The sequence below is a fragment of the Rhodocista pekingensis genome, from assembly GCF_042665545.1.
Classification (GTDB): Bacteria; Pseudomonadota; Alphaproteobacteria; order Azospirillales; family Azospirillaceae; genus Rhodocista; species Rhodocista pekingensis.
In genome coordinates this window covers 670,252-690,424 of record NZ_JBHTCM010000010.1, presented here as the reverse complement: position 1 = coordinate 690,424, position 20,173 = coordinate 670,252, and the positions used below count along the sequence as shown (strand labels likewise).

17 protein-coding genes, 1 other RNA gene and 1 pseudogene are annotated in these 20,173 nt (G+C 70.7%); 10 read left to right on the top strand and 9 right to left on the bottom strand.

The window, feature by feature from the left end:
• Nucleotides 1–151 precede the first annotated feature (151 nt).
• Nucleotides 152–1,693, top strand: coding sequence for a S10 family peptidase (locus ACFQPS_RS11500; protein WP_377359088.1), 1,542 nt, complete (start codon nucleotides 152–154; stop codon nucleotides 1,691–1,693).
• Nucleotides 1,694–1,804: 111 nt separating this feature from the next.
• On the opposite strand, the gene ACFQPS_RS11495 is transcribed toward ACFQPS_RS11500, so the two are convergent.
• The 7 genes from ACFQPS_RS11495 to pheS form a co-directional block, all read right to left on the bottom strand.
• Nucleotides 1,805–2,491 carry a TerC family protein gene (locus ACFQPS_RS11495; RefSeq protein ID WP_377359086.1) on the bottom strand — a complete coding sequence of 229 codons (687 nt, stop codon included), beginning with the start codon at nucleotides 2,489–2,491 and terminating at the stop codon, nucleotides 1,805–1,807.
• 89 nt (nucleotides 2,492–2,580) lie between these two features.
• The gene (locus ACFQPS_RS11490; RefSeq protein ID WP_377359085.1) at nucleotides 2,581–3,717 is read right to left on the bottom strand and encodes an acyltransferase family protein; all 1,137 of its coding nucleotides are present in this window, start codon (nucleotides 3,715–3,717) and stop codon (nucleotides 2,581–2,583) included.
• 94 nt (nucleotides 3,718–3,811) lie between these two features.
• Complete coding sequence (locus ACFQPS_RS11485; RefSeq protein WP_377359083.1) at nucleotides 3,812–5,497, bottom strand: methyl-accepting chemotaxis protein; 1,686 nt, start codon at nucleotides 5,495–5,497, stop codon at nucleotides 3,812–3,814.
• Nucleotides 5,498–5,709: 212 nt separating this feature from the next.
• Nucleotides 5,710–8,130 (bottom strand): phenylalanine--tRNA ligase subunit beta, encoded by a 2,421-nt coding sequence (pheT, locus tag ACFQPS_RS11480; RefSeq protein ID WP_377359082.1) that lies wholly within the window; start codon nucleotides 8,128–8,130, stop codon nucleotides 5,710–5,712.
• Nucleotides 8,131–8,184: 54 nt separating this feature from the next.
• The gene (locus tag ACFQPS_RS11475; RefSeq protein ID WP_377359080.1) at nucleotides 8,185–8,535 is read right to left on the bottom strand and encodes a type II toxin-antitoxin system PemK/MazF family toxin; all 351 of its coding nucleotides are present in this window, start codon (nucleotides 8,533–8,535) and stop codon (nucleotides 8,185–8,187) included.
• Entirely contained in the window at nucleotides 8,532–8,780 is a 249-nt protein-coding gene (locus ACFQPS_RS11470) for a regulator of G-protein signaling domain-containing protein (protein WP_377359078.1), read from the bottom strand. The genes ACFQPS_RS11475 and ACFQPS_RS11470 overlap by 4 nt, the downstream gene beginning before the upstream one ends.
• Nucleotides 8,781–8,867: 87 nt before the next feature.
• On the bottom strand, nucleotides 8,868–9,944 hold the full coding sequence (gene pheS / locus ACFQPS_RS11465; RefSeq protein WP_377359076.1) for a phenylalanine--tRNA ligase subunit alpha: 1,077 nt from the start codon (nucleotides 9,942–9,944) through the stop codon (nucleotides 8,868–8,870).
• Nucleotides 9,945–10,081: 137 nt separating this feature from the next.
• On the opposite strand from pheS, the gene ACFQPS_RS11460 reads away from it, so the two are divergent.
• Complete coding sequence (locus ACFQPS_RS11460) at nucleotides 10,082–10,630, top strand: Uma2 family endonuclease (RefSeq protein WP_377359074.1); 549 nt, start codon at nucleotides 10,082–10,084, stop codon at nucleotides 10,628–10,630.
• Nucleotides 10,631–10,756: 126 nt separating this feature from the next.
• Here ACFQPS_RS11460 and rplT read toward each other — a convergent pair whose 3' ends face one another.
• Together rplT and rpmI are read right to left on the bottom strand one after the other, a co-directional pair.
• On the bottom strand, nucleotides 10,757–11,116 hold the full coding sequence (gene rplT / locus ACFQPS_RS11455) for a 50S ribosomal protein L20 (protein WP_377359072.1): 360 nt from the start codon (nucleotides 11,114–11,116) through the stop codon (nucleotides 10,757–10,759).
• 13 nt (nucleotides 11,117–11,129) lie between these two features.
• Nucleotides 11,130–11,330, bottom strand: a complete 201-nt coding sequence (rpmI, locus tag ACFQPS_RS11450; protein WP_012567484.1) for a 50S ribosomal protein L35 — start codon at nucleotides 11,328–11,330, stop codon at nucleotides 11,130–11,132.
• A gap of 330 nt (nucleotides 11,331–11,660) precedes the next feature.
• Between rpmI and ACFQPS_RS11445 the strand changes: the two genes are divergently transcribed.
• The 8 genes and pseudogenes from ACFQPS_RS11445 (at nucleotide 11,661) to ACFQPS_RS11410 (ending at nucleotide 20,069) form a co-directional block, all read left to right on the top strand.
• A complete protein-coding gene (locus ACFQPS_RS11445) occupies nucleotides 11,661–13,283 on the top strand; it encodes a M28 family metallopeptidase (RefSeq protein ID WP_377359070.1) in 1,623 nt (540 codons plus the stop codon).
• 153 nt (nucleotides 13,284–13,436) lie between these two features.
• Nucleotides 13,437–15,068: a M28 family metallopeptidase gene (locus ACFQPS_RS11440; protein ID WP_377359068.1), complete on the top strand. Its 1,632-nt coding sequence runs from the start codon at nucleotides 13,437–13,439 to the stop codon at nucleotides 15,066–15,068.
• Nucleotides 15,069–15,109: 41 nt separating this feature from the next.
• Nucleotides 15,110–15,571, top strand: a complete 462-nt coding sequence (locus ACFQPS_RS11435) for a DUF488 domain-containing protein (RefSeq protein WP_377359067.1) — start codon at nucleotides 15,110–15,112, stop codon at nucleotides 15,569–15,571.
• Nucleotides 15,572–15,686: 115 nt separating this feature from the next.
• Nucleotides 15,687–15,784: signal recognition particle sRNA small type (ffs, locus tag ACFQPS_RS11430), an RNA gene on the top strand.
• 210 nt (nucleotides 15,785–15,994) lie between these two features.
• Nucleotides 15,995–17,911, top strand: coding sequence for a DNA polymerase III subunit gamma/tau (locus ACFQPS_RS11425; RefSeq protein WP_377359066.1), 1,917 nt, complete (start codon nucleotides 15,995–15,997; stop codon nucleotides 17,909–17,911).
• A 3-nt stretch (nucleotides 17,912–17,914) separates the two neighbouring features.
• Nucleotides 17,915–18,238: a YbaB/EbfC family nucleoid-associated protein gene (locus ACFQPS_RS11420; RefSeq protein ID WP_012567477.1), complete on the top strand. Its 324-nt coding sequence runs from the start codon at nucleotides 17,915–17,917 to the stop codon at nucleotides 18,236–18,238.
• Nucleotides 18,239–18,359: 121 nt separating this feature from the next.
• Complete coding sequence (gene recR / locus ACFQPS_RS11415) at nucleotides 18,360–18,965, top strand: recombination mediator RecR (RefSeq protein WP_377359065.1); 606 nt, start codon at nucleotides 18,360–18,362, stop codon at nucleotides 18,963–18,965.
• 287 nt (nucleotides 18,966–19,252) lie between these two features.
• Nucleotides 19,253–20,069: pseudogene (locus tag ACFQPS_RS11410) on the top strand (IS5 family transposase).
• The last annotated feature ends 104 nt before the right edge of the window (nucleotides 20,070–20,173 follow it).

Genomic DNA, 20,173 nt, shown 5'->3' with positions numbered 1-20,173 from the left:
TCCGACGCGAGGGCGGCCCCCACCGGGGCCGCCCTTTGCTTTTGCCCGGGTCCCGCCGGCGCAGACAGGTCCGTCCGGTGGGGGTAAGGTCGATCCCGACCCCGCAACGGGGCAGACCCGGAAGCGGGGCAGACCAGGGAAAGGACAGGGCATGCGGCGGCTGGCGTTGGCGATGGTGCTGGCAGGGGGAATGGCGGCGGCGATGGCGGGACCCGCCGCGCTGGCCGAGGAGACGGCGCCGGGCGGCGCGCCCGCGGCGGCGACGGAGAAGCCGGTGCCCCCGCCCAAGGTCTTCACCGCGCGCTTCCAGGGCCGCTTCGGCGGGCAGGGCGTCCCCTACACCGTTACCGCCGGGGAGATGCTGCTGACCGACGACGCGGGCGAGCCGGTCGCCGCGATCTGGTCCACCGCCTATGTCCGCGACGGGGTGGAGGCGGCGAAGCGGCCCGTCACCTTCGTCTTCAACGGCGGGCCGGGCTCCGCCTCCATCTGGCTGCACATGGGGCTGCTGGGACCGAAGCGGGTCGCCGTCCCGTCCGACGCCGACGCCGACGACGGCGCCGCCCCCTTCGCCCTGGTGGACAATCCCCAGGCGCCGCTGGACCTGACCGATCTGGTCTTCATCGACCCGGTGGGGACCGGCTACAGCCGGGTCGTCGGCAAGGGACAGACGAAGGATTTCTGGGGCCTGAACCAGGACCGCGACAGCATCGTCCGCTTCATCCGCCAGTGGGTCACGGCGAACCGGCGCTGGAACGCGCCCAAGTTCATCGTCGGCGAGAGCTTCGGCACCACCCGCGCCGCCGCCGTGGCCGACGCCCTGAACGAAGGCGGGCAGAACATGGCGCTGAACGGGCTGGTGCTGGTCAGCCAGGCGCTGGACTATGCCGGCTCCACCAGCACGCCGGACAACATCACCAGCTTCGTCACCTACCTGCCGTCGATGGCGGCGGCCGCCCGCTACCATGGCAGGGCGGGGCAGGGGACGGACCTGAAGACCTGGGTGGCCCAGGCGCGGGCCTTCGCCGTGGACCGCTATCTGCCGGCCCTGTTCAAGGGCAGCCGCCTGCCCGCCGCCGAGCGCGAGGCGGTGGCGGCGGAGCTGGCCCGCTTCACCGGCCTGTCGAAGGAGTACGTGCTGCGCTCCGACCTGCGGGTGATGGTGCCGCGCTTCCGCAAGGAGCTGCTGCGCGACAAGGGTCTCGCCCTCGGCCAGTTCGACGGCCGCTACACGCTGGCCGAACCCGACCTTGTGGCCGACCGGCCGGTGCTGGGCGACGCCGCCTCGGAGGCGACGGAGAGCGCCTACACGGCCGCGCTGAACAGCTATTTCGGGGAGACGCTGAAGGTGGAGATGGACCGTCCCTACCTGACCGGCAGCGAAGCCGCGGGACGGTCCTGGGACTGGCGCACCGCGCCGGATGGGGAGGGCTGGGAGCCGTCCTACGTCAACACCGCCCGCGCCCTGTCCGACGCGCTGCGCCGCAACGGCCGGCTGCGGGTGCTGGTGGCGAACGGCTACTATGATCTGGTGACGCCGTTCTTCGACGCCGAATACACCCTCGGCCGGCACGACATCCTGGCCGACCGGGTGGAGATGGCCTACTTCGAGGCCGGGCACATGATGTACCTGCACGAGCCCGACCTGGACGCCCTGCTGGCCGCCATCCGGGCCTTTCTCGTGAAGGGTTGAGCCGCGACCGGGAGACGGGCCGGTCCCGTCTCCCGTGGCGCTACCGGAGAGGCGCCCGCAGGTGGACGCCCGCAGTGGACGCCCGCAGGGGGCGCCCTCAGATAAGCGCCATCAGGGGGCCGGCTGGGCCACGCCCTCCACCCCGTGGTGGGTCATGCCGACGGCGTCCAGCACCTCGAAGCTGCCGAGCCAGATCATGGACACGGCGACGTAGAGGATCACGGCAAGGCCGATATAGGCGATCCAGTGATGGCGCTCCAGCAGGCGGGCGATCAGGGTCGCCGCCACGCCCATCAGCACCACCGACATGGCCAGCCCGACCACCAGCACCCATTCATGGTCGTGCGCCGCACCGGCCACCGCCAGCACGTTGTCCAGCGACATGGAGACGTCGGCCAGGACGATCTGCCGGATGGCGACGCCGCGGGACTTGGTGGCGTGCTCCGGCAGCGCCTCGGCCAGGGGATTGCTGGTGCTCTCGTCCTCCGCCTCGGCCACGACCGCGGCCCCGGTCCGCTCCTCCCGCTGGCTGACGATCTCGCGCCACAGCTTCCAGCAGACCCAGAGCAGCAGGATGCCGCCGGCCAGCGTCAGCCCGATGATGGCGAGCAGATGGGTGGTCAGCAGCGCGAACAGGATGCGCAGCACGGCGGCGGCGGCGATGCCCCAGAAGATGACCGTGCGCCGCTCCGACTTGGCGACCCCGGCCGCCGCCATGCCGACGACGATGGCGTTGTCGCCGGCCAGCACGATGTCGATGAACAGGACCTGCGCGAGGGCAGTCAATTCCGCAAGCATGAAGGAGGGGTCCGGGCTGACGAAGGGGCTTTCTCTTACCATGCCGGTGCAGGCCCGGCGACAGTGCAGCGGCCCGCTTCCGGCGCGGTTCAGCTTCCCACCAGAAGCCGGCTGTGCCGGCCCGCCACCAGCCGGACGGCGCGGGCGATCAGGATGCCGAGGCCCGTGACCAGGAAGACGTAGACCAGAAAGCCCGGCACGCTGCCGGGGATCACGATGCCGTTCCACAGCACCAGCCGGTCGGCCGTCAGCGTCAGATAGCCGTGGATGAAGAAGACGGCGAAGCTGTTGACCGCCAGGGCATCGAACCAGCCGTGCGGCACCCGGCTCCCGTAGCGGCGGAAGCCGACGATCAGCAGCGCCATCAGCAGCAGCTTCTGGAAATAGGTCCACTCCACCGCCAGGCTGTCCGGCCCCAGGACTTCCCGCACATAGATGATGCCGGTGTGCTCCACGATCAGGACATGCGCCGCCACCAGGGCGAGCCAGAGGGCGAGCAGCCACCCCAGCCGCGGCGCCAGCAGCTCCTGGACCGGGTCGCGGAAGCGGCTGAAGGCCATCCCCGCCAGATAGACCGGCAGCAGGTGCAGGAAGGCGTGCAGCGGCTGCATGTTGAATTCCGGCCGGTGGACGAAGCTGCCTGCCAGCAGCAGAAGCGGCAACAGCCCGTAGAGCGCCGGCCGACGGTCGATCCAGAGCAGGGCCGGGGCGGCCAGATAGAACAGCGCGATCACCGGAATGAACCAGAGCGGCCCGAGATGCGCCCCGGTGCCCAGGAACCAGAGCACCTGGAGCACGGGATTCCAGTCGTAGATCCCCTCCGGCAGCCCGTTCATGCCGCTCCGGGTCCCGATCCGGAAGGCCAGGGCCGGCAGCGAAACCACCAGATAGGGCAGGATCACATAGCGCAGCTTGGCGCCCAGATAGCGGCGGACGCTGAAGCGGTCCGACAGATGCTGGAACAGGAAGCCGGAGATGAAGACGAACATCACCGTGCCGTTCGTCGTCACCACGTCCAGGATGCGGAAGCTCCAGGGCGCCCCGCTCCAGTCGAACACGGCGAAGCAGTGGCTGGCGACGATGAACAGGATGGCGATGCCGCGCAGCGTATGGATATAGGGCAGGAAGGAGGAGCCCCGGCCTGGAACGGCACCGGGGCCGGACGCGACGGCGTGACCGGGGCGGGTCCCGGCGGCCCGGCCGGGGGGCGCCGGTGTCTTGGACATCCACATGCGGGGAACAACACGGGACGGGCGGGGTCGGTGCCCCTGCCCGTCGCGCCACCCCCTCCGGCGTACCCTTCGCCCGAGCGGCCCCGGTTCAGCCGGCCCGCACCCGGGAGGCGAAGCCGGACACGTCGCGGCGCATCCGCTCGGCGTCGGCCACCAGCGTCTGCGCGGCCCCCAGAACGTCGCCGGCCAGGGTGCCGGTGCGGGCCGCGGCGCGGGTCACGTCGCCGATCGTGCTGCTGACATCGCTGGTGCCGGCCGCGGCCTGGGCGACGCTGCTGGCGATCTCCTGCGTCGCCGCGCCCTGCTGCTCGACCGCCGAGGCGATGGTGGTGACGATCTCGCTGATCCGGCCGATGGTGCCGCCGACGCCGCGGATGGCGTCCGCGGCGCTGCCGGCGGCGGCCTGCATGTCGGCGATCTGGCTGCCGATCTCCTCCGTCGCCTTGGCCGTCTGGGTGGCGAGGTTCTTCACCTCCCCGGCGACCACAGCGAAGCCTTTACCGGCCTCCCCGGCGCGGGCGGCCTCGATCGTCGCGTTCAGGGCCAACAGGTTGGTCTGGCTGGCGATGTCGTTGATCAGCTTCACCACCTCGCCGATCCGGCGGGAGGCGTCCACCAGCCCGGCGACGGTGGCGTTGGAGCGTTCCGCCTCCGACACGGCCGAATCCGCGATGGCGGCGCTTTCCGCCACGCGCCGGGAGATCTCCCGGATCGAGCTGGACAGTTCCTCCGCGGCGGCCGCCACGGTGTTGACGTTGCCGGCGGCCAGTTCCGCGGCGCCGGCCACGGCCGCGGTCTGGTCGTTGGTCTCCGCCGCCACGGCGGACAGCCCTTCCGCCGTCTCGCGCAGGTGCCGGGCGGACCCGGCGATGCCCTCCACCACCGCCTGCATGGCGCCCTCGAACTCGTCGGCCAGCCGGCCGCGGGCGCTGCGCTTCTCGGCCTCGGTCCGGGCCTCCAGCGCGGTCTGCTCCTCGCGCAGGCGGGCCGCGTCCAGCATGGACTTCTGGAACACCCGCACGGCCTTGGCGGTGGCGCCGATCTCGTCGCGGCGGTCGTCGCCGTCGACCCGCACGGACAGGTCGCCGCCGGCCAGCCGGGTCATGGTGGCGACGATCCGCTGCAACGGGCGGGAGACGTTCGCCACCGCCATCCAGACGGCCAGCGCCATGAACAGGACGGTGCCGGCCAGCCCGGCCGCCAGGGTCACGAGAAGGGCCCGGTCGTAGCGCCGGGCCGCCGCGGCCGTTCCCGCCTCCAGCCGCGCGTCCAGCTCCTTGGTGACGCCTTCCAGCCGGTCCAGCCCGTCGGTCAGGCGGGGATCGACGAAGTCCACCAGCAGGCGCCCGCCCTCCTCGGCCTTGCCGGCCAGGGCCGCCTGCCGGGCCTTCTCGATGGTCTCCTCCATGGCGTCGAAGTCGCGTCCGACCAGCGTCAGATCGTCGGCGAAATCCGGCGCCAGCCCGGCGGCCCGGGCCAGCAGCTCGCGCAGGGTGGAGGCCTTCAGGTCGATCTCGTCCTTCAGCCCCTCCAGGATGAAGCTGTCCGACTCCGCCACCAGGGTGAAGGAGACGCGGCCGATCTGCTCGGCCATCTGGTTGGCGCGCAGGATCGTCTGGATCGCCGCCGCCTCGTGGTCGACCAGTTCCTGGTACTCGGTGCCGACGGTCCGCATCTGCGCCAGGGCGTAGGCCGAGACGGCAAGCGTCAGCAGCCCCATCAGCACCAGGGGAACGAGCAGCTTCTGGACGGTAGGCAGATCGCGGAACCGCATGGCGTTCATCCATTCCCTGTCTGATGGTCGGACCGGTCCGGGTTTCCCCGGACGGACCTCTTGTCCATCAAGTATTTCGAATGGACGAATCGCCTCAAGCCGACGGACCGGTTACCACCGCCGGGCGGACAGCGCAGAGGGGGTAGTCCGCAGCCGGCGGTCGCCCGCCGGCTGCGGCAGCCCCCCGGACGGAGCGGGGGGCGTGGCGGCCCTCAGCCCCTGAGGGCGGCCCCGGTCGCCTTGGTCACGGCGGCGACGACCTTGCCCGCCACCGCCTCGATCTCGGCGTCGGTCAGGGTCTTCTCCACCGGCTGCAGCGTGACGGACAGGGCGACGGACTTGCGCCCGGGCTCCACGCCCTGGCCCTGGTAGACGTCGAACACCTGCACCCGCGTGATCAGCGCCTTGTCCGCCCCCTTGGCGGCGCGCACCAGCCGGTCCGCCTCCACCGCCTGATCGACGACGAAGGCGAAGTCGCGCTCCAGCGGCTGGAACGGCGGCAGTTCCAGCAGCGGCTTCGCCGTGCCGGCCTTCTTCTTCGGCTGCGGCACGGCCTCCAGGAACACCTCGAAGCCGACCACCGGACCCGTCACCTCCATCGCCTCCAGCACGGCGGGATGGATCTCGCCGAAGCGGGCCAGCACGGCCGCGCCCAGGCGCAGGCAGCCCGACCGGCCGGGATGGTACCAGTCCGGCGCGTCGCGCGTGACCTGGAGGTTGGCGACCGGCGCCCCCACCGCCTCCAGCGCCGCCAGCGCGTCGGCCTTGGCGTCGAAGGCATCCACCGGGCGCTCGCCCTTGGCCCAGTTGCGCGGCACCGCGGCCCCGGCGCGGACGCCGGCGGCCACCAGATCCTGGCCCTTCTCGCTGCCGTCGCGGAAGGCGGCACCCAGCTCGAACAGGCCGACGTCGGGGAAGCCCTTGGCGGCGTTGCGGCCGGCCGCCTGCAACAGCCCGATCAGGGCCGAGGGGCGCATCACGGCGAGATCGGCGCTGATCGGGTTCAGCAGCTTCAGTTCGTCCGGCACCTGCCCGAACAGGCCGGCATGGGCGGGGGAGACGAAGCTCCAGGTCACCGCCTCCAGCAGGCCGCGTCCGGCCAGCGCCCGGCGGGCGTTGGCGGTGCGGCGCTGGCCGGCGGTCAGCGCCGGCTTCGGCGTGCCCGCTTCGCGCGGCAGGGGAGTCGCCGGGATGTGCTCGAAGCCGTGGACCCGGAGCACCTCCTCCACCAGATCGGCCTCGCCGTGGACGTCCAGGCGCCAGGACGGCGGCTGGCAGACCAGCCGGCCGGCGGGGCCGAAATCCTCCTCGCGGGTGACCTGGAAGCCCAGCGCCTCCAGGATGCGGATCTGCTCCTCCTCCGGCACGTCCACGCCGCCCAGATGGCCCACGCGCGACGGGCGCAGGGTCAGGGTGCGGCGCCAGTCGGGCTCGGCGCCGGCCAGGAAGGTCTCGCCCGGCTCGCCGCCGCACAGCTCCAGGATCATGGCCGTGGCCTGCTCCACCGCCGGCAGCACCGAGGCCGGGTCCACGCCGCGCTCGAAGCGGTAGCGGGCGTCGCTGTCGATGCTCAGGCGGCGGCCGGCCTCGGCGACCAGGGCCGGCTCGAACAGCGCGACCTCCAGCAGCACGTCGGTCGTCGCCTCCGTGACGCCCGTCGTCTCGCCGCCCATGACGCCGGCCAGCGAGACCAGGGCGCCCTCGCCCTGGATGCCGTCGTCATAGATGCCGACCAGCCCGGCGGGCGTGACGTACTCCTTGCCGTTCAGGGCCAGGAAGCGGTCGCCCTCCGCCGTCGGGCGCACCACCAGCCCGCCCGACAGCTTCGCGGCGTCGAAGACGTGCAGCGGGCGCACCTGGTCCAGGGAGAAGAAGTTGGTGATGTCCACCAGCGCGGAGATCGGGCGCAGGCCCACGGCCAGCAGCCGGTCCTGCAACCAGCGCGGGGAGGGGCCGTTGCGGACGCCGCGGATCAGGCGCGCGGCGAACTGGCGGCAGCCCGGCGTCTCCAGCCGGACGGCGACGGGGGCGGGGAAGCGGCCGGGCACCGCGGCGGTGGCCAGCGGCTTCAGCCGGCCCAGCCCGGCGGCGGCCAGATCGCGGGCGATGCCGCGGACACCGGCGCAGTCCACCCGGTCCGGCGTCAGGGCGATCTCGATCACCGGATCGTTCAGCCCGCGCCAGTCGGCATAGCCGACGCCCACCGGCGCGTCCGCCGGCAGGTCGATGATGCCCTCATGCGCGTCGGACAGCAGCAGCTCGCGCTCGGAGCAGAGCATGCCCCGGCTCTCCACCCCGCGGATGGTGCCGACCTCCAGCGCCTTGCCGGTGACCGGGATCACCGTGCCCGGCAGGGCGAAGACGCTCTTCATCCCGGTGCGCGCGTTGGGCGCGCCGCAGACCACCTGGATCAGTGTGCCGGTGCCGGCATCCACCTGGCAGAGCTTCAGCTTGTCGGCGTTGGGGTGCTTCTCGGCCGAGACGACATGCGCGATGCGGAAGGCCGCCAGCTCCCGGCCAGGGTCCTCCACCCCCTCCACCTCCAGGCCGAGGGCGGTGAGCTTCTGGAGGATGGTGTCCAGGGGCGCGTCCGTGTCCAGGTGCGCCTTCAGCCAGGAGAGGGAGAATTTCATCGGAAGGTGGTCCGTATGATCTGGGTCGGTGAAGGGGGCCGGGGTGCCGGTCGGTCAGTCAAGACCGATCGCCAGGGCGATGCGATGGCGGATCTGCGAAAGCTGGGATGCGCTGACGTGGGAGCCGGTGGCCGTGATGCGGTGCTTCGAGGTGGTGGTGACATGGTGCGCCAGGGCGAAGCAGGGCTTGCTGCACCCGTTCTCCGCACTGGGCTGAATGTCCACACAGAGATCGGGGATGGCAAGCCCGGGATCGTCCGTCAGCGGCACCAGGATGACGTTCGGATAGGCGGGATCGAACAGGTCGGCATCCTCCACCACGATGGCAGGGCGGCGCTTGTTCGGCTCCTTCGGCAGGGCGTCGCGCCAGTCCACCAGGACGATCTGTCCGGGCGACAGACTCACGACCGGCGCTCCGGCGGGGTCGGGCTGGTCCAGTCGCGGACGAACGCCGCAGCCTCGTCGGAGCGGGCGATATGCTCGGCCACCGCCCGGCTCTGGGCGCGGATGCGCGCACGCCGGACCCGCTTCGCCTCCGTCTCCGCCAGCTCGCGCAGATAGGTGGAGAGGCCGACGCCGCGGTCCCGCGCGGCGTCCTCCAGGATGGCCTGGACCGCGTCGTCCAGGCGGACGGATACCGGATGGGCCATCGCAGCCTCCCGACCGCTTCGTTTGCCGACTGTACCGGACCAGGGTAGTCCGTGGGCGCACTACCTTCAAGTAGTGCGCCCACGACCTCAGCGCGTCAGGCCCTGGGCCAGGTTGGGCATGTCCAGCGGCACGAAGCCGTAGTGCTTCAGCCAGCGCAGGTCGGCCTCGAAGAAGGTGCGCAGGTCGGGGATGCCGTATTTCAGCATGGCGATGCGCTCGATCCCCATGCCGAAGGCGAAGCCCTGCCAGCGCGCCGGGTCCAGGCCGCAGTTCTCCAGCACCTTGGGGTGGACCATGCCGGAGCCCATGATCTCCAGCCAGTCGCCGTGGTTGCCGATCTTCAGTTCCCCGCCCTTGCGCGAGCAGCCGATGTCCACCTCGGCGCTCGGCTCGGTGAAGGGGAAGAAGCTGGGACGGAAGCGCACCGGCAGGTCGTCCACCTGGAAGAAGGCGCGGGCGAACTCCAGGATGCAGCCCTTGAGGTGGCCCATGTTGATGTCCTCCCCGATCACCAGCGCCTCCACCTGATGGAACATCGGGGTGTGGGTCTGGTCGTAGTCGGAGCGGTAGGTGCGGCCCGGCGCGATGATGCGGATGGGCGGCTTCTCCTGGAGCATGGTGCGGATCTGCACCGGGCTCGTGTGGGTGCGCAGCACCCGCGCCGCGCCATCGCCGGCCGGCGGCAGGTAGAAGGTGTCGTGCATCTGCCGGGCGGGATGCTCCGGCGGGATGTTCAGGGCCGTGAAGTTGTGGAAATCGCTCTCGATGTCCGGGCCTTCCGCCACCGTGAAGCCCATCGAGGCGAAGATGGCGACGATCTCGTCGATGGTCTGGCTGATCGGGTGGATGCGGCCCTCGGCCTCCGGCCGGGCGGGCAGGGTGACGTCGATCCGCTCCGCCTCCAGCCGCTGTGCCAGCGCCTCTTTCTTCAGCACGCTGCGGCGGGCCTCGATCGCCTCGGCCACCTGGTCCTTCAGGGCGTTGAGCTGCTGGCCGCGCTCCTTGCGCTCCTCCGGGGTGAGGCTGCGCATGTCGCCCATCATGGCGGTGATGCGGCCCTTCTTGCCCAGCGCCGCCACCCGCGCTTCTTCCAGGGCGGGCAGGTCGGGGGCTGCCTCCACGGCGGCGAGCAGGTCGGCGGTCAGTTCGGCGAGGGCGGTCATGGTCGGCGTCTTGTCGGTTGGGCGCGTTGACAGGCGGTTTTAGCGCAGGCGGGCGGGCAGATGCCAGCCCGTCCCTTGCAACCCAGGACGCCACGCCGCATCCTTGCCCGGCAGGGACGGGATGCGCGGAGGGACCGATGCCGGGACACGCCGCCGAACGCGGCTGTACGCTGACGGAGTTCCTCGCCCACGAGGGCGAGCCCGACCTGCGCTACGAACTGGTCGGCGGCAAGCTCCGGGCCATGGCGCTGCCCTCGGGCGAGCACGGCCGCATCATGCTCCGCCTCGGCCGCCGCCTGCTGGAGCGTCTGCCGCCGCCCTGTCAGCCGACCGGACAGGCCGGCATCCTGCTGCCCGGACGGGATGACACCTTCTACGAGGCGGACATCGCCGTCTCCTGCGCGCCGCAGCCCGCGGGATCGCCCTGGGTGGTGGACCCGGTGCTGGTGGTGGAGATTCTCTCCCCCTCGACCAAGGCGCATGACCGCGGACAGAAGGTGCCGGACTACATGACGATCCCCGGCCTGCGCGAAATCCTGCTGATCGACGCCGAGCGCCGTCACGTCCAGCTCGTCTCCCGCGTGCCGGAGGGCTGGCTGACCCGCGACATCATCGGCGACGGGCCGGTGCCGCTCGCCACGGTCCCCGGCGGGATCATCCTGGAGGAGATTTACGGGCCTGCGTGATCAACGGGCCGGCGCGAGCAAGCGCCCCGCCATGACCGCAGCGGGCCCGAACGGAAACCGGGCCCAAATGAAAAGGGCGCGCCCCGCAGGACGCGCCCTTCCCGAATTCACCAAGGACCGTGCCGGTCAGGCGGCCAGGGCCTTCTGGGCCTGCTCGACCAGGGCCTTGAAGCTCTCCGGCTCGCGCGCGGCGATGTCGGAGAGGACCTTGCGGTCCACCTCGATGCCGGCCCGCTTCAGGCCGTGCATGAACTTGCTGTAGGTCAGGCCGTGCAGGCGCGCACCGGCGTTGATGCGCTGGATCCAGAGACCGCGGAAGTCACGCTTCTTGTTGCGGCGGTCGCGGTAGGCGTAGCGCAACGCCTTCTCGACCCGCTCCAGCGCGATCCGGTAGCACTTCGAGCTGCGGCCCCGGTAGCCCTTGGCGAGCTTCAGGACCTTCTTGTGACGGGCGTGAGTGGTCACGCCCCGCTTGACGCGAGCCATTTATCGACCCTCCTCACTTAACCCGCAGGAAATTCTCGGCGATCTTCTCGCCATCGGCCTTGAACATCACGAAGGTGCCGCGGGCGTTCCGCTTCATCTTCTGGGGCCGCTTGCTCATGCCGTGGCGCTTGCCGGCGGCCTGCGCCTTGACGAGGCCCGAGGCGGTGAACTTGAACCGCTTCTTCGAGCCCGAATGGTTCTTCAGCTTGGGCATTTCATGTCCTTCTACTGAAACGGGGCGGTTGGGCATGCCCCGGGCGCTTCGCCCGGCCTCGCCGCCCGAATGAAGCGCGCCTTATACGGGCTGGCGCCGCGGAAGGCAAGCCAGGACTACGCATGCCCGCCGGCCCGCCCCCGCGCGCTGCCCCGTTGCCGCGGACACCTGCCGGTCCGTTCGTCGCAGCGGCGATGGTTCCGCCGGGGTGACGAAACCGGCCGCGGGGCCTATGCTGTTTTCGCACCGCATATGACGGTGTGGAGAAGGTTCCGGAATGGACCCAAGACAAACAAGGACGGAATGATGCGTCTGACGAGAGTGAGAGGCTTGCTTCTGGGAACCGCGCTCACGCTGGTTCCGGCGGGCTGGGCGCTGGCCCAGCATGCGGCCATTACCGCCGAGGACCTGACGGAGCATGTGAAGGTTCTGTCGGCCGACGCGTTCGAGGGGCGCAAGCCCGGAACCCCGGGCGAGCAGAAGACCCTGGACTACATCACCGGGCAGTTCCGCGCCCTGGGGCTGGAGCCGGCGGTGGGCGACAGCTACCTGCAACGGGTGCCGATGGTGGAGTTCGCCGGCGTCAGCCGGTCGCCGCTGACGGTGAAGGGACCGGGTGGCGCGAAGAGCTACGATTTCGTCACCCAGATGGTCACCGTCAGCCGCCGGCCGGAGCCGGAGCAGGCGCTGACCGACAGCGAGGTGGTCTTCGTCGGCTACGGCATCGTCGCCCCGGAATACGGCTGGAACGACTATGCCGGGCTGGACGTGCGCGGCAAGACGGTGGTCGTGCTGGTCAACGACCCCGGCTTCGCCACGCAGGACCCGGCGCTGTTCAACGGCAACGCCATGACCTGGTACGGCCGCTGGCCCTACAAGTACGAGGAGGCCGAGCGCCAGGGCGCGGCGGGCGTGCTGATCGTGCATGAGACGAAGGCCGCGGGCTATCCCTGGACGGTCGTCGTCAATTCCTGGAGCGTGCCGAAGCTGGACCTGGTGCCACCCGACGGCGGCAAGTCGCGCCCGGTGATCCAGGGCTGGGTGCAGCAGGACGTGGCGCGGGAGATGTTCTCGCTCGCCGGGCAGGATTTCGACGCCCTGGCGAAATCCGCGGCACAACGCGGCTTCAAGCCGGTGCCGCTCAAGCTCACCGCCTCGGCCGCGGTCACCAACAAGGTCCGCACCTTCGACAGCTACAACGTCGTCGGCAAGGTGACCGGCAGCAAGCGGCCCGACGAGGTGGTGCTGGTCGGCGGCCACTGGGACCATCTGGGCCGCGGCCCGGCGATGGACGGGGACGACATCTACAACGGCGCCATGGACAACGCCTCCGGCATCGCCGGCCTGATCGAGATGGCCGAAGCCTATGTCAAGGGCAAGCGGCCGGAGCGGACCATCGCCTTCATCGCCTACACGGCGGAGGAGCAGGGGCTGCTGGGCTCCGAATACTATGCCATGAACCCCGTCTTCCCGCCGTCGCGCACCGTGGCCGGGTTCAATCTGGACGGGCTGAACCCGTTCGGTCCGATGCGCGACGTGGTCGTCACCGGCGCCGGCAAGTCGGAGCTGGAGGATCTGCTGGCCCGCTGGGCCGCGGACAACGGCAAGGTGGTGAAGCCGGAACCCTTCCCCGAGCGGGGCGGCTACTACCGGTCCGACCACTTCCCGCTGGCCAAGATCGGCATTCCGACCCTGTCGGCCGGGTCCGGTGTGGACAGCGTGGCGCACGGCGAGGCGTGGGGCCGGGCCCAGGCGGAGGAGTTCACCCGGCTGCGCTACCATACCCCGAAAGACGAATGGACGCCGGACATGGACCTGACCGGCGCGGTGGACGATGTGCGGATGGTCTACGACATGAGCCGCAGCCTGACCGACGGCACCGCCTGGCCCGTCTGGTACAAGGGGGCGGAGTTCCGCGCCATCCGCGAGAAGTCCCTGAAGGAGGGGCGCTGATCCGGGGCTCCGGGTGAGCTGACCCCGCCCCGCCGATCGCCGGGGTGACGACTCGACAAGGACGGTCCATGCCGGGGCCGCACCGCCTGGAGGGGCGGGCGGCTCCGGCGTGGACCCCGAACGAACAAGGACGGAATGATGCGTCTGACGAGAGTGAGAGGCCTGCTTCTGGGAACCGCTCTCACGGTGGTTCCCGCCGCTGCGGCGCTGGCCCAGCAAGCAGCGATCACCGCCGAGGAGCTGACGGAGCACGTCAAGGTCCTGGCGTCCGACGAATTCGAAGGGCGCAAGCCCGGAACCCCGGGCGAGCAGAAGTCGCTGGACTACATCACCGGGCAGTTCCGCGCCCTGGGGCTGGAGCCGGCGGTGGGCGACAGCTACCTGCAACGGGTGCCGCTGGTGGAGGTCACGGGCCTCAGCCAGTCGCCGCTGACGGTGAAGGGGCCGGGCGGCGAGAAGAGCTACGACTTCTTCACCCAGATGATCACCGTCAGCCGCCGGCCGGAGCCGGAGCAGGCGCTGACCGACAGCGAGGTGGTCTTCGTCGGCTACGGCATCGTCGCGCCTGAATATGGCTGGAACGACTATGCCGGACTGGACGTGCGCGGCAAGACGGTGGTCGTGCTGGTCAACGATCCCGGCTTCGCCACGCAGGACCCGAGTCTTTTCAACGGCAACGCCATGACCTGGTACGGCCGCTGGCCGTACAAGTACGAGGAGGCCGAGCGCCAGGGCGCGGCGGGCGTGCTGATCGTCCACGAGACCCGGGCCGCGGGCTATCCCTGGGCCGTGGTGACCAATTCCTGGCGCGTGCCGAAGCTGGATCTGGTGCCGCCCGACGGCGGCAGGTCTCGCCCGACGATCCAGGGCTGGGTGCAGCAGGATGTGGCGCGGGAGATGTTCTCCCTTGCCGGGCAGGATTTCGACGCCCTGGCGAAGGCCGCGGCGCAGCGCGGCTTCAAGCCGGTGCCGCTCAAGCTCACCGCCTCGGCCGCGGTCACCAACAAGGTGCGCACCTTCGACAGCTACAACATCATCGGCAAGCTGACCGGCAGCAAGCGGCCCGACGAGGTGGTGCTGATCTCCGCCCACTGGGACCATCTGGGCCGCGGCCCGGCGATGGACGGGGACGACATCTACAACGGCGCCATGGACAACGCGACGGGTGTCGCCGGCCTGATCGAACTGGCCGAGGCGTTCGCCAAGGGCGAGCGGCCGGAGCGGACCATCGCCTTCCTCTCCTACACGGCGGAGGAGCAGGGGCTGCTGGGCTCCGAATACTACGCGAAGAACCCGGTCTTCCCGCCCGCCCGCACGGTCGGCGGCTTCAACATGGACATGCTGAACCCCTTCGGTCCGATGCGCGACATCGTCGTGACCGGCGCCGGCAAGTCGGAGCTTGAGGACCGTCTGGCCCGCTGGGCCGAGGGCAACAACAAGATCGTGAAGCCGGAACCCTTCCCCGAGCGCGGCCTCTACTACCGGTCCGACCACTTCCCGCTGGCCAAGATCGGTGTCCCCATGATGTTCGCCGGTTCCGGCGTGGACAGCATCGAGCACGGCGAGGAGTGGGGCCGGGCGCAGTACAACGAGTTCACGCGCCTGCGCTACCACACCCCGCACGACGAATGGGTGCCGGGCATGGACCTGACCGGGGCGGTGGACGATCTGCGGATGGTCTACGATCTGAGCCGCGATCTCGCCAACGGCACCGACTGGCCTTCCTGGTACAAGGGGTCGGAGTTCCGCGCCGTCCGCGAGAAGTCCCTGAAGGAGGGGCGCTGATCCGGCGCCCCGGATGACCTGACAGGAGGCGGGCCGTTCCCATGCAGCTCTACACCATCGGCTATGAGGGGGCGGCCCTGCCCGATCTGATCGGGGTCCTGAAGGCGGCAGGGGTGCGCACGGTGCTGGACGTGCGCGACCTGCCGCTGTCCCGCAGCGCCGGCTTCTCCAAGCGGCCGCTGGCCGCCACGCTGGCGGAGGCGGGCATCGGCTACCTGCACCTGAAGGGGCTGGGCACGCCGAAGGAGGGCCGCCTTGCCAACCGGGCCGGGCGGATGGAGGAGTTCTGGCGGATCGTGGACGACAGCCTCGCCACCCCGGAGGCCGCGCACGACCTTGCCCGCGCGGCGGCTGTCGTGGCCGAGGCGCCGGCCTGCCTGCTCTGTTTCGAGGCGCAGCCGCACGACTGCCACCGGCTGCGGGTGGCGGAGCTGCTGGCCGCCGGGCACGGCTTCGCGGTGCGGCATCTCGACCCCGCGGCCGGCCCGGACCCGGCCTTCTGAGCGGCCCCGGCGGTCCGGGCGCGGCCGGCCTGGGGCGGCCGTGTCCCCCCTGGCTCTTTCCCCGGGCCTCTTTACCCCTTGCCTCCGGGGGGGCTGCCGATCCATATAGGGGCCGGGAGGTTGGCGGCGGACGGGTCTCTCGCCAATCCGGTCAGGTCCGGAAGGAAGCAGCCGTAACGAGTTTCGGCCCGGGTCGTTTGTCCAGCCTCCCACCTCTCCCCTGACGGACGGTTCCCGCCAGCCCCGGTCTGCCGGGCATGGTTCCCCCGCAGGCGGGTCGGTTCCGGCCGGCCCCGCGGGAGGCGGTCGCCTGCGGCCGTCCACGATGTCCCGCACTTCGACGGCGACAAGTCGGGGGCCGCTGACTAGACTGGCACGTCCCGTCCGCAGCGACACCGCCCGCGACCCGAGTTGACGCGCCCCGTGACCGACACGACGCTCGTGCCCGACACCGAAGCCGCCGCCCCGGCCCCCTCCGCCGGAGCCGCCTACCGCGTGCTGGCGCGCAAGTACCGACCGCAGTCCTTCGACGAGCTGGTGGGCCAGGATGCGCTGGTCCGCACGCTGCGCAACGCCATCCAGTCGGGCCGCATCCATCAGGCCTACATGCTGACCGGGGTGCGCGGGGTGGGCAAGACCACCACCGCCCGCATCATCGCCCGCGCCCTGAACTGCGTCGGCCCGGACGGCAAGGGCGGCCCCACCATTACGCCCTGCGGCGTCTGCGAGCAGTGCCGCTCCATCGCGGCCGACCGCAATGTCGATGTGCTGGAGATGGACGCCGCCAGCAACACCGGCGTGGACAACATCCGCGAGATCATCGACGGCGTGCGCTACGCCCCGGCGGCGGCGCGCTACAAGCTCTACATCATCGACGAGGTCCACATGCTGTCCAAGGGCGCGTTCAACGCGCTCCTGAAGACGCTGGAGGAACCGCCGCCGCATGTGAAGTTCGTCTTCGCCACCACCGAGATCCGCAAGGTACCGATCACGGTGCTGTCGCGCTGCCAGCGGTTCGACCTGCGCCGGGTGGACCAGGGCACGCTGGTCGGCCACTTCACCCGCATCGCCGGCAAGGAGGGGGTGGAGGCCGAGGCGGAGGCGATCTCCCTGATCGCCCGCGCCGCCGACGGCTCGGTCCGCGACGGGCTGTCGCTGCTGGACCAGGCGATCGCGCTGGGTTCCGGCCGGGTGACGGCGGAGCAGGTGCGCGACATGCTCGGCCTTGCCGACCGCGGCCTGATCGTGGACCTGTTCGAAGCCGCCATGGCGGCGCGGCCGGCGGATGCGCTGGGCGTGCTGGACGGGCTGCACCGGCGCGGCGCCGATCCGGTGGTGATCGTCCAGGACCTGCTGGACTTCACCCATTTCCTGACCCGCACCCGGGTCGTTCCCGGCACGGCCGAGGACCCCGCCATCCCCGAGACGGAGCGCACCCGCGGCGTCGCCCTGGCCGGGGCGCTGGGCATGCCCGCCCTGACCCGCGCCTGGCAGATCCTGCTGAAGGGGCTGGGGGAGGTGCAGCAGGCGCCGGTGCCCATGCAGGCGCTGGAGATGGTGGTGATCCGTCTCGCCTATGCCTCCGACCTGCCGACGCCGGGCGACCTGCTGAAGAAGATCCAGGAGGCCGGCGGGGCCGAGGCGGCGGCGCGGGCGCTGTCGGCGGGACCTGCCGGCGGTGGCGGCGGGCCGCGGGCGCTGGCCGCTGCGGCGCCTCTCGCGGCGCTCTCCGCCCCGGCGCCGCGGGGCCTTGCCGTCGGCGCGCCGGCCGTGCCGCAGCCGGCGGAGGCCCTGGCGCCCGACGCCGCCCCTGCCGCGCTGGCGGACCCGCGCGACTTCGCGGACGTCGTCGCGCTCTTCAACGAGCGGCGCGAGGCCCGCATCGCCGCGGACCTGGAGACGCTGGTGCATCTCGTCCGGTTCGAGCCCGGACAGATCGAGTTCCGTCCGGAGCCGCAGGCGCCGCACAATCTGGCCGGCCGCGTCGGCCAGCTTCTGACGGAATGGACCGGGCGGCGCTGGGTGGTGTCCGTCTCCAGCGCGCCGGGGCAGCCGACCCTGCGGGAGAAGGCCCGCGCCGCCGAGGCCGAGATCCGCCGGCAGGTGGAGGCGCATCCCCTGGTCCAGGCGGTGCTGGCCGCCTTTCCCGGGGCGCGGATCGAGACGATCCGCGATCTGGCGCAGGAAGCGGCGCAGCAGGCGGCCCAGGCCGCGCTTGCGGCCCCGCCCGCCCCGCCGGAGGACGATGCCGGCGGCGACGATGGTGACATGCCGCCCGACAACCCTTATTTCGACGCTCCGCCGTCCATGGACGATGGCGATTGGGAAGGAGATTTCTGAGTCATGAAGAACCTCGGCAACATGATGAAGCAGGCCCAGCAGATGCAGGCCCGCATGCAGGAGATGCAGAGCAAGCTGGCGGAGGTCGAGGTCAACGGCGTGTCCGCCGGCGGCATGGTCAGCATCCTGCTGAACGGCAAGGGCGAGCTGAAGCAGATCAAGCTCGACAAGTCCGTCGTCGATCCCGAGGACGTCGAGGTGCTGGAGGACCTGATCGTCGCCGCCTTCAACGACGCCAAGAACAAGGTCGAGGCCCACATGGCCGAGGAGACCGCGAAGCTGATGGGCGGGCTGAAGCTGCCGCCGGGCTTCAAGCTGCCGTTCTGAGCCGGGACGCGCCGGCCGCGCTCCTCCGCGGGCGCGGCCCGACGGCCCGTCATCCGGGCGGCACCGGGGCCGCCGACATTCCACTGGAACAAGGCGCGAACACCGCCATATTCTGGGCCCCATGACCGGACCCGAGATCGACCGCCTGATCCAGCTCCTGGCCAAGCTGCCGGGGCTCGGCCCCCGCTCCGCGCGGCGGGTGGCGCTGCACCTCATCAAGAAGCGCGACACGCTGATGGAGCCGCTGGCCGAGGCGATGGCCGCCGCCGCCGCGGGCATCCGCACCTGCTCGGTCTGCGGCAACCTGGATACCGGCGACCCCTGCCATGTCTGCCGCGACGGCGAGCGCCCCGGCGGCCGCGACCGCACCACCCTCTGCGTGGTGGAGGAGGTGGGCGACCTCTGGGCGCTGGAGCGCACGGGCGCCTACCGCGGCCTCTACCATGTGCTGGGCGGCACACTCTCGGCGCTGGAGGGCGTCGGGCCGGACGACCTGAACGTGCCGAAGCTGCTGGAACGGGCCAGCCGGCCGGAGGTCACGGAGGTGATCCTGGCGCTGAACGCCACGGTCGGCGGCCAGACCACGGCGCACTATCTCGCCGACCGGCTGGAGGGCTGCGACGTCCGCATCTCCCGCCTCGCGCACGGGGTGCCGGTGGGCGGCGAGCTGGACTACCTCGACGACGGCACCCTGACCGCGGCCCTGCGGGCGCGGCGGAGCCTGTAGGCAGGCACCGCATCTGGTCGCCAGGATCACCAAAAGATGGTCAATGGCATTGACCGTAGAAGAAACGAGTCGACCAGTCCACTACAGCATGTACGGCCGAGTGGGTTGCTGAATTCTCCGCGGTCGCACCTCTACTGCGTGGTTGCTGTCTTGACGCAAGGTGCAGGAAGCCCAGCGCTTGCCCAGTGAAGATTGCGGTAGATCGCCCATATTGTTTGAAAGACTGATCGGCCAGAGCCCATTTGTGAAGGCTTGAAGCCGGGGTGGTGACGTGATTCAGGCTCGGGATGTGGACCCGAGCGAACCGTGGCCGGATGGCCGAGATCGAGAAGAAGACGAAGCGTTACCCGACGGACCTGACCGATGAGGAATGGTCACGGATCGCGCCGCTTCTGCCGCCGCCTGACAAGGCCGATCGGAAGCGGGATGCGGACCTGCGCGAGATCCCGAACGCGATCCGCTACAGGACCCGGTCAGGCGGGGGATGCTGCCGAAGGATTTCCCGCCCTGGCAGACGGTCTACTGGTGGTTCCGCGTGTTCGTGCGCCGCCTGCTGTTCCGCACCATCCACGATGTGGCCCTGATGATCGACCGGGAGCGCGCTGGTCGGGAGGCGAGCCCCAGCGTCGGTGTCATCGACAGCCAGTCGGTCAAGGCCCAGACGGCGGCACAGCGCGGCTTCGATGCGGGCAAGAAGGTCAAGGGTCGCAAGAGCCACATCGCCGTGGAGGCGGACGGGCGGTTGCTGATGGTGAACCCGATTACCGCCGACATCTCCGACAGCGCAGGCGCGCAGCTCATCCTGGATGCCATCCGCAAGCGCCTGCCCCGGGGGGCGCAGCTCTTCGACGATGGTGCCTACGACCGGGGCAGGCTGATGGACAAGGTCCGCTTCCTAGACTTCGTCGTCGAGGTCGTCCGCCAAACCGCTCACGACCCCGGCTTCAAGGCCCTGCCTCGCCGCTGGGTCGTCGAGCGCACCTTCGGCTGGCTGACCGTTGGCATCTCCTCGTCCGAGACTACGAAAAGCGGATCGATGTCTCCGAAGCCATGATCCACCTCGCCATGGGTTCCCTCCTCCTACGCCGCATCAGCCAGAGGTAGGATTCTCGAACGGACTATCAGCAAGCTGCGCCTTCACGACGCCGTGGCCACTAACCTTTCTAATGTATATCTTCGGCGACGGCCTATTCAGACGAGAGGTAGCG

Excerpts from the sequence above, each read along its gene's own strand:
- ACFQPS_RS11460 (WP_377359074.1), top strand. The coding sequence starts at position 10,082 with ATGCCGGGACACGCCGCCGAACGCGGCTGTACGCTGACGGAGTTCCTC.
- pheT (WP_377359082.1), bottom strand. The coding sequence starts at position 8,130 with ATGAAATTCTCCCTCTCCTGGCTGAAGGCGCACCTGGACACGGACGCG.
- pheS (WP_377359076.1), bottom strand. The coding sequence starts at position 9,944 with ATGACCGCCCTCGCCGAACTGACCGCCGACCTGCTCGCCGCCGTGGAG.
- ACFQPS_RS11485 (WP_377359083.1), bottom strand. The coding sequence starts at position 5,497 with ATGCGGTTCCGCGATCTGCCTACCGTCCAGAAGCTGCTCGTTCCCCTG.
- ACFQPS_RS11490 (WP_377359085.1), bottom strand. The coding sequence starts at position 3,717 with ATGTCCAAGACACCGGCGCCCCCCGGCCGGGCCGCCGGGACCCGCCCC.
- recR (WP_377359065.1), top strand. The coding sequence starts at position 18,360 with ATGACCGGACCCGAGATCGACCGCCTGATCCAGCTCCTGGCCAAGCTG.
- ACFQPS_RS11470 (WP_377359078.1), bottom strand. The coding sequence starts at position 8,780 with ATGGCCCATCCGGTATCCGTCCGCCTGGACGACGCGGTCCAGGCCATC.
- rpmI (WP_012567484.1), bottom strand. The coding sequence starts at position 11,330 with ATGCCCAAGCTGAAGAACCATTCGGGCTCGAAGAAGCGGTTCAAGTTC.
- ACFQPS_RS11420 (WP_012567477.1), top strand. The coding sequence starts at position 17,915 with ATGAAGAACCTCGGCAACATGATGAAGCAGGCCCAGCAGATGCAGGCC.
- ACFQPS_RS11495 (WP_377359086.1), bottom strand. The coding sequence starts at position 2,491 with ATGCTTGCGGAATTGACTGCCCTCGCGCAGGTCCTGTTCATCGACATC.
- ACFQPS_RS11500 (WP_377359088.1), top strand. The coding sequence starts at position 152 with ATGCGGCGGCTGGCGTTGGCGATGGTGCTGGCAGGGGGAATGGCGGCG.
- ACFQPS_RS11435 (WP_377359067.1), top strand. The coding sequence starts at position 15,110 with ATGCAGCTCTACACCATCGGCTATGAGGGGGCGGCCCTGCCCGATCTG.
- rplT (WP_377359072.1), bottom strand. The coding sequence starts at position 11,116 with ATGGCTCGCGTCAAGCGGGGCGTGACCACTCACGCCCGTCACAAGAAG.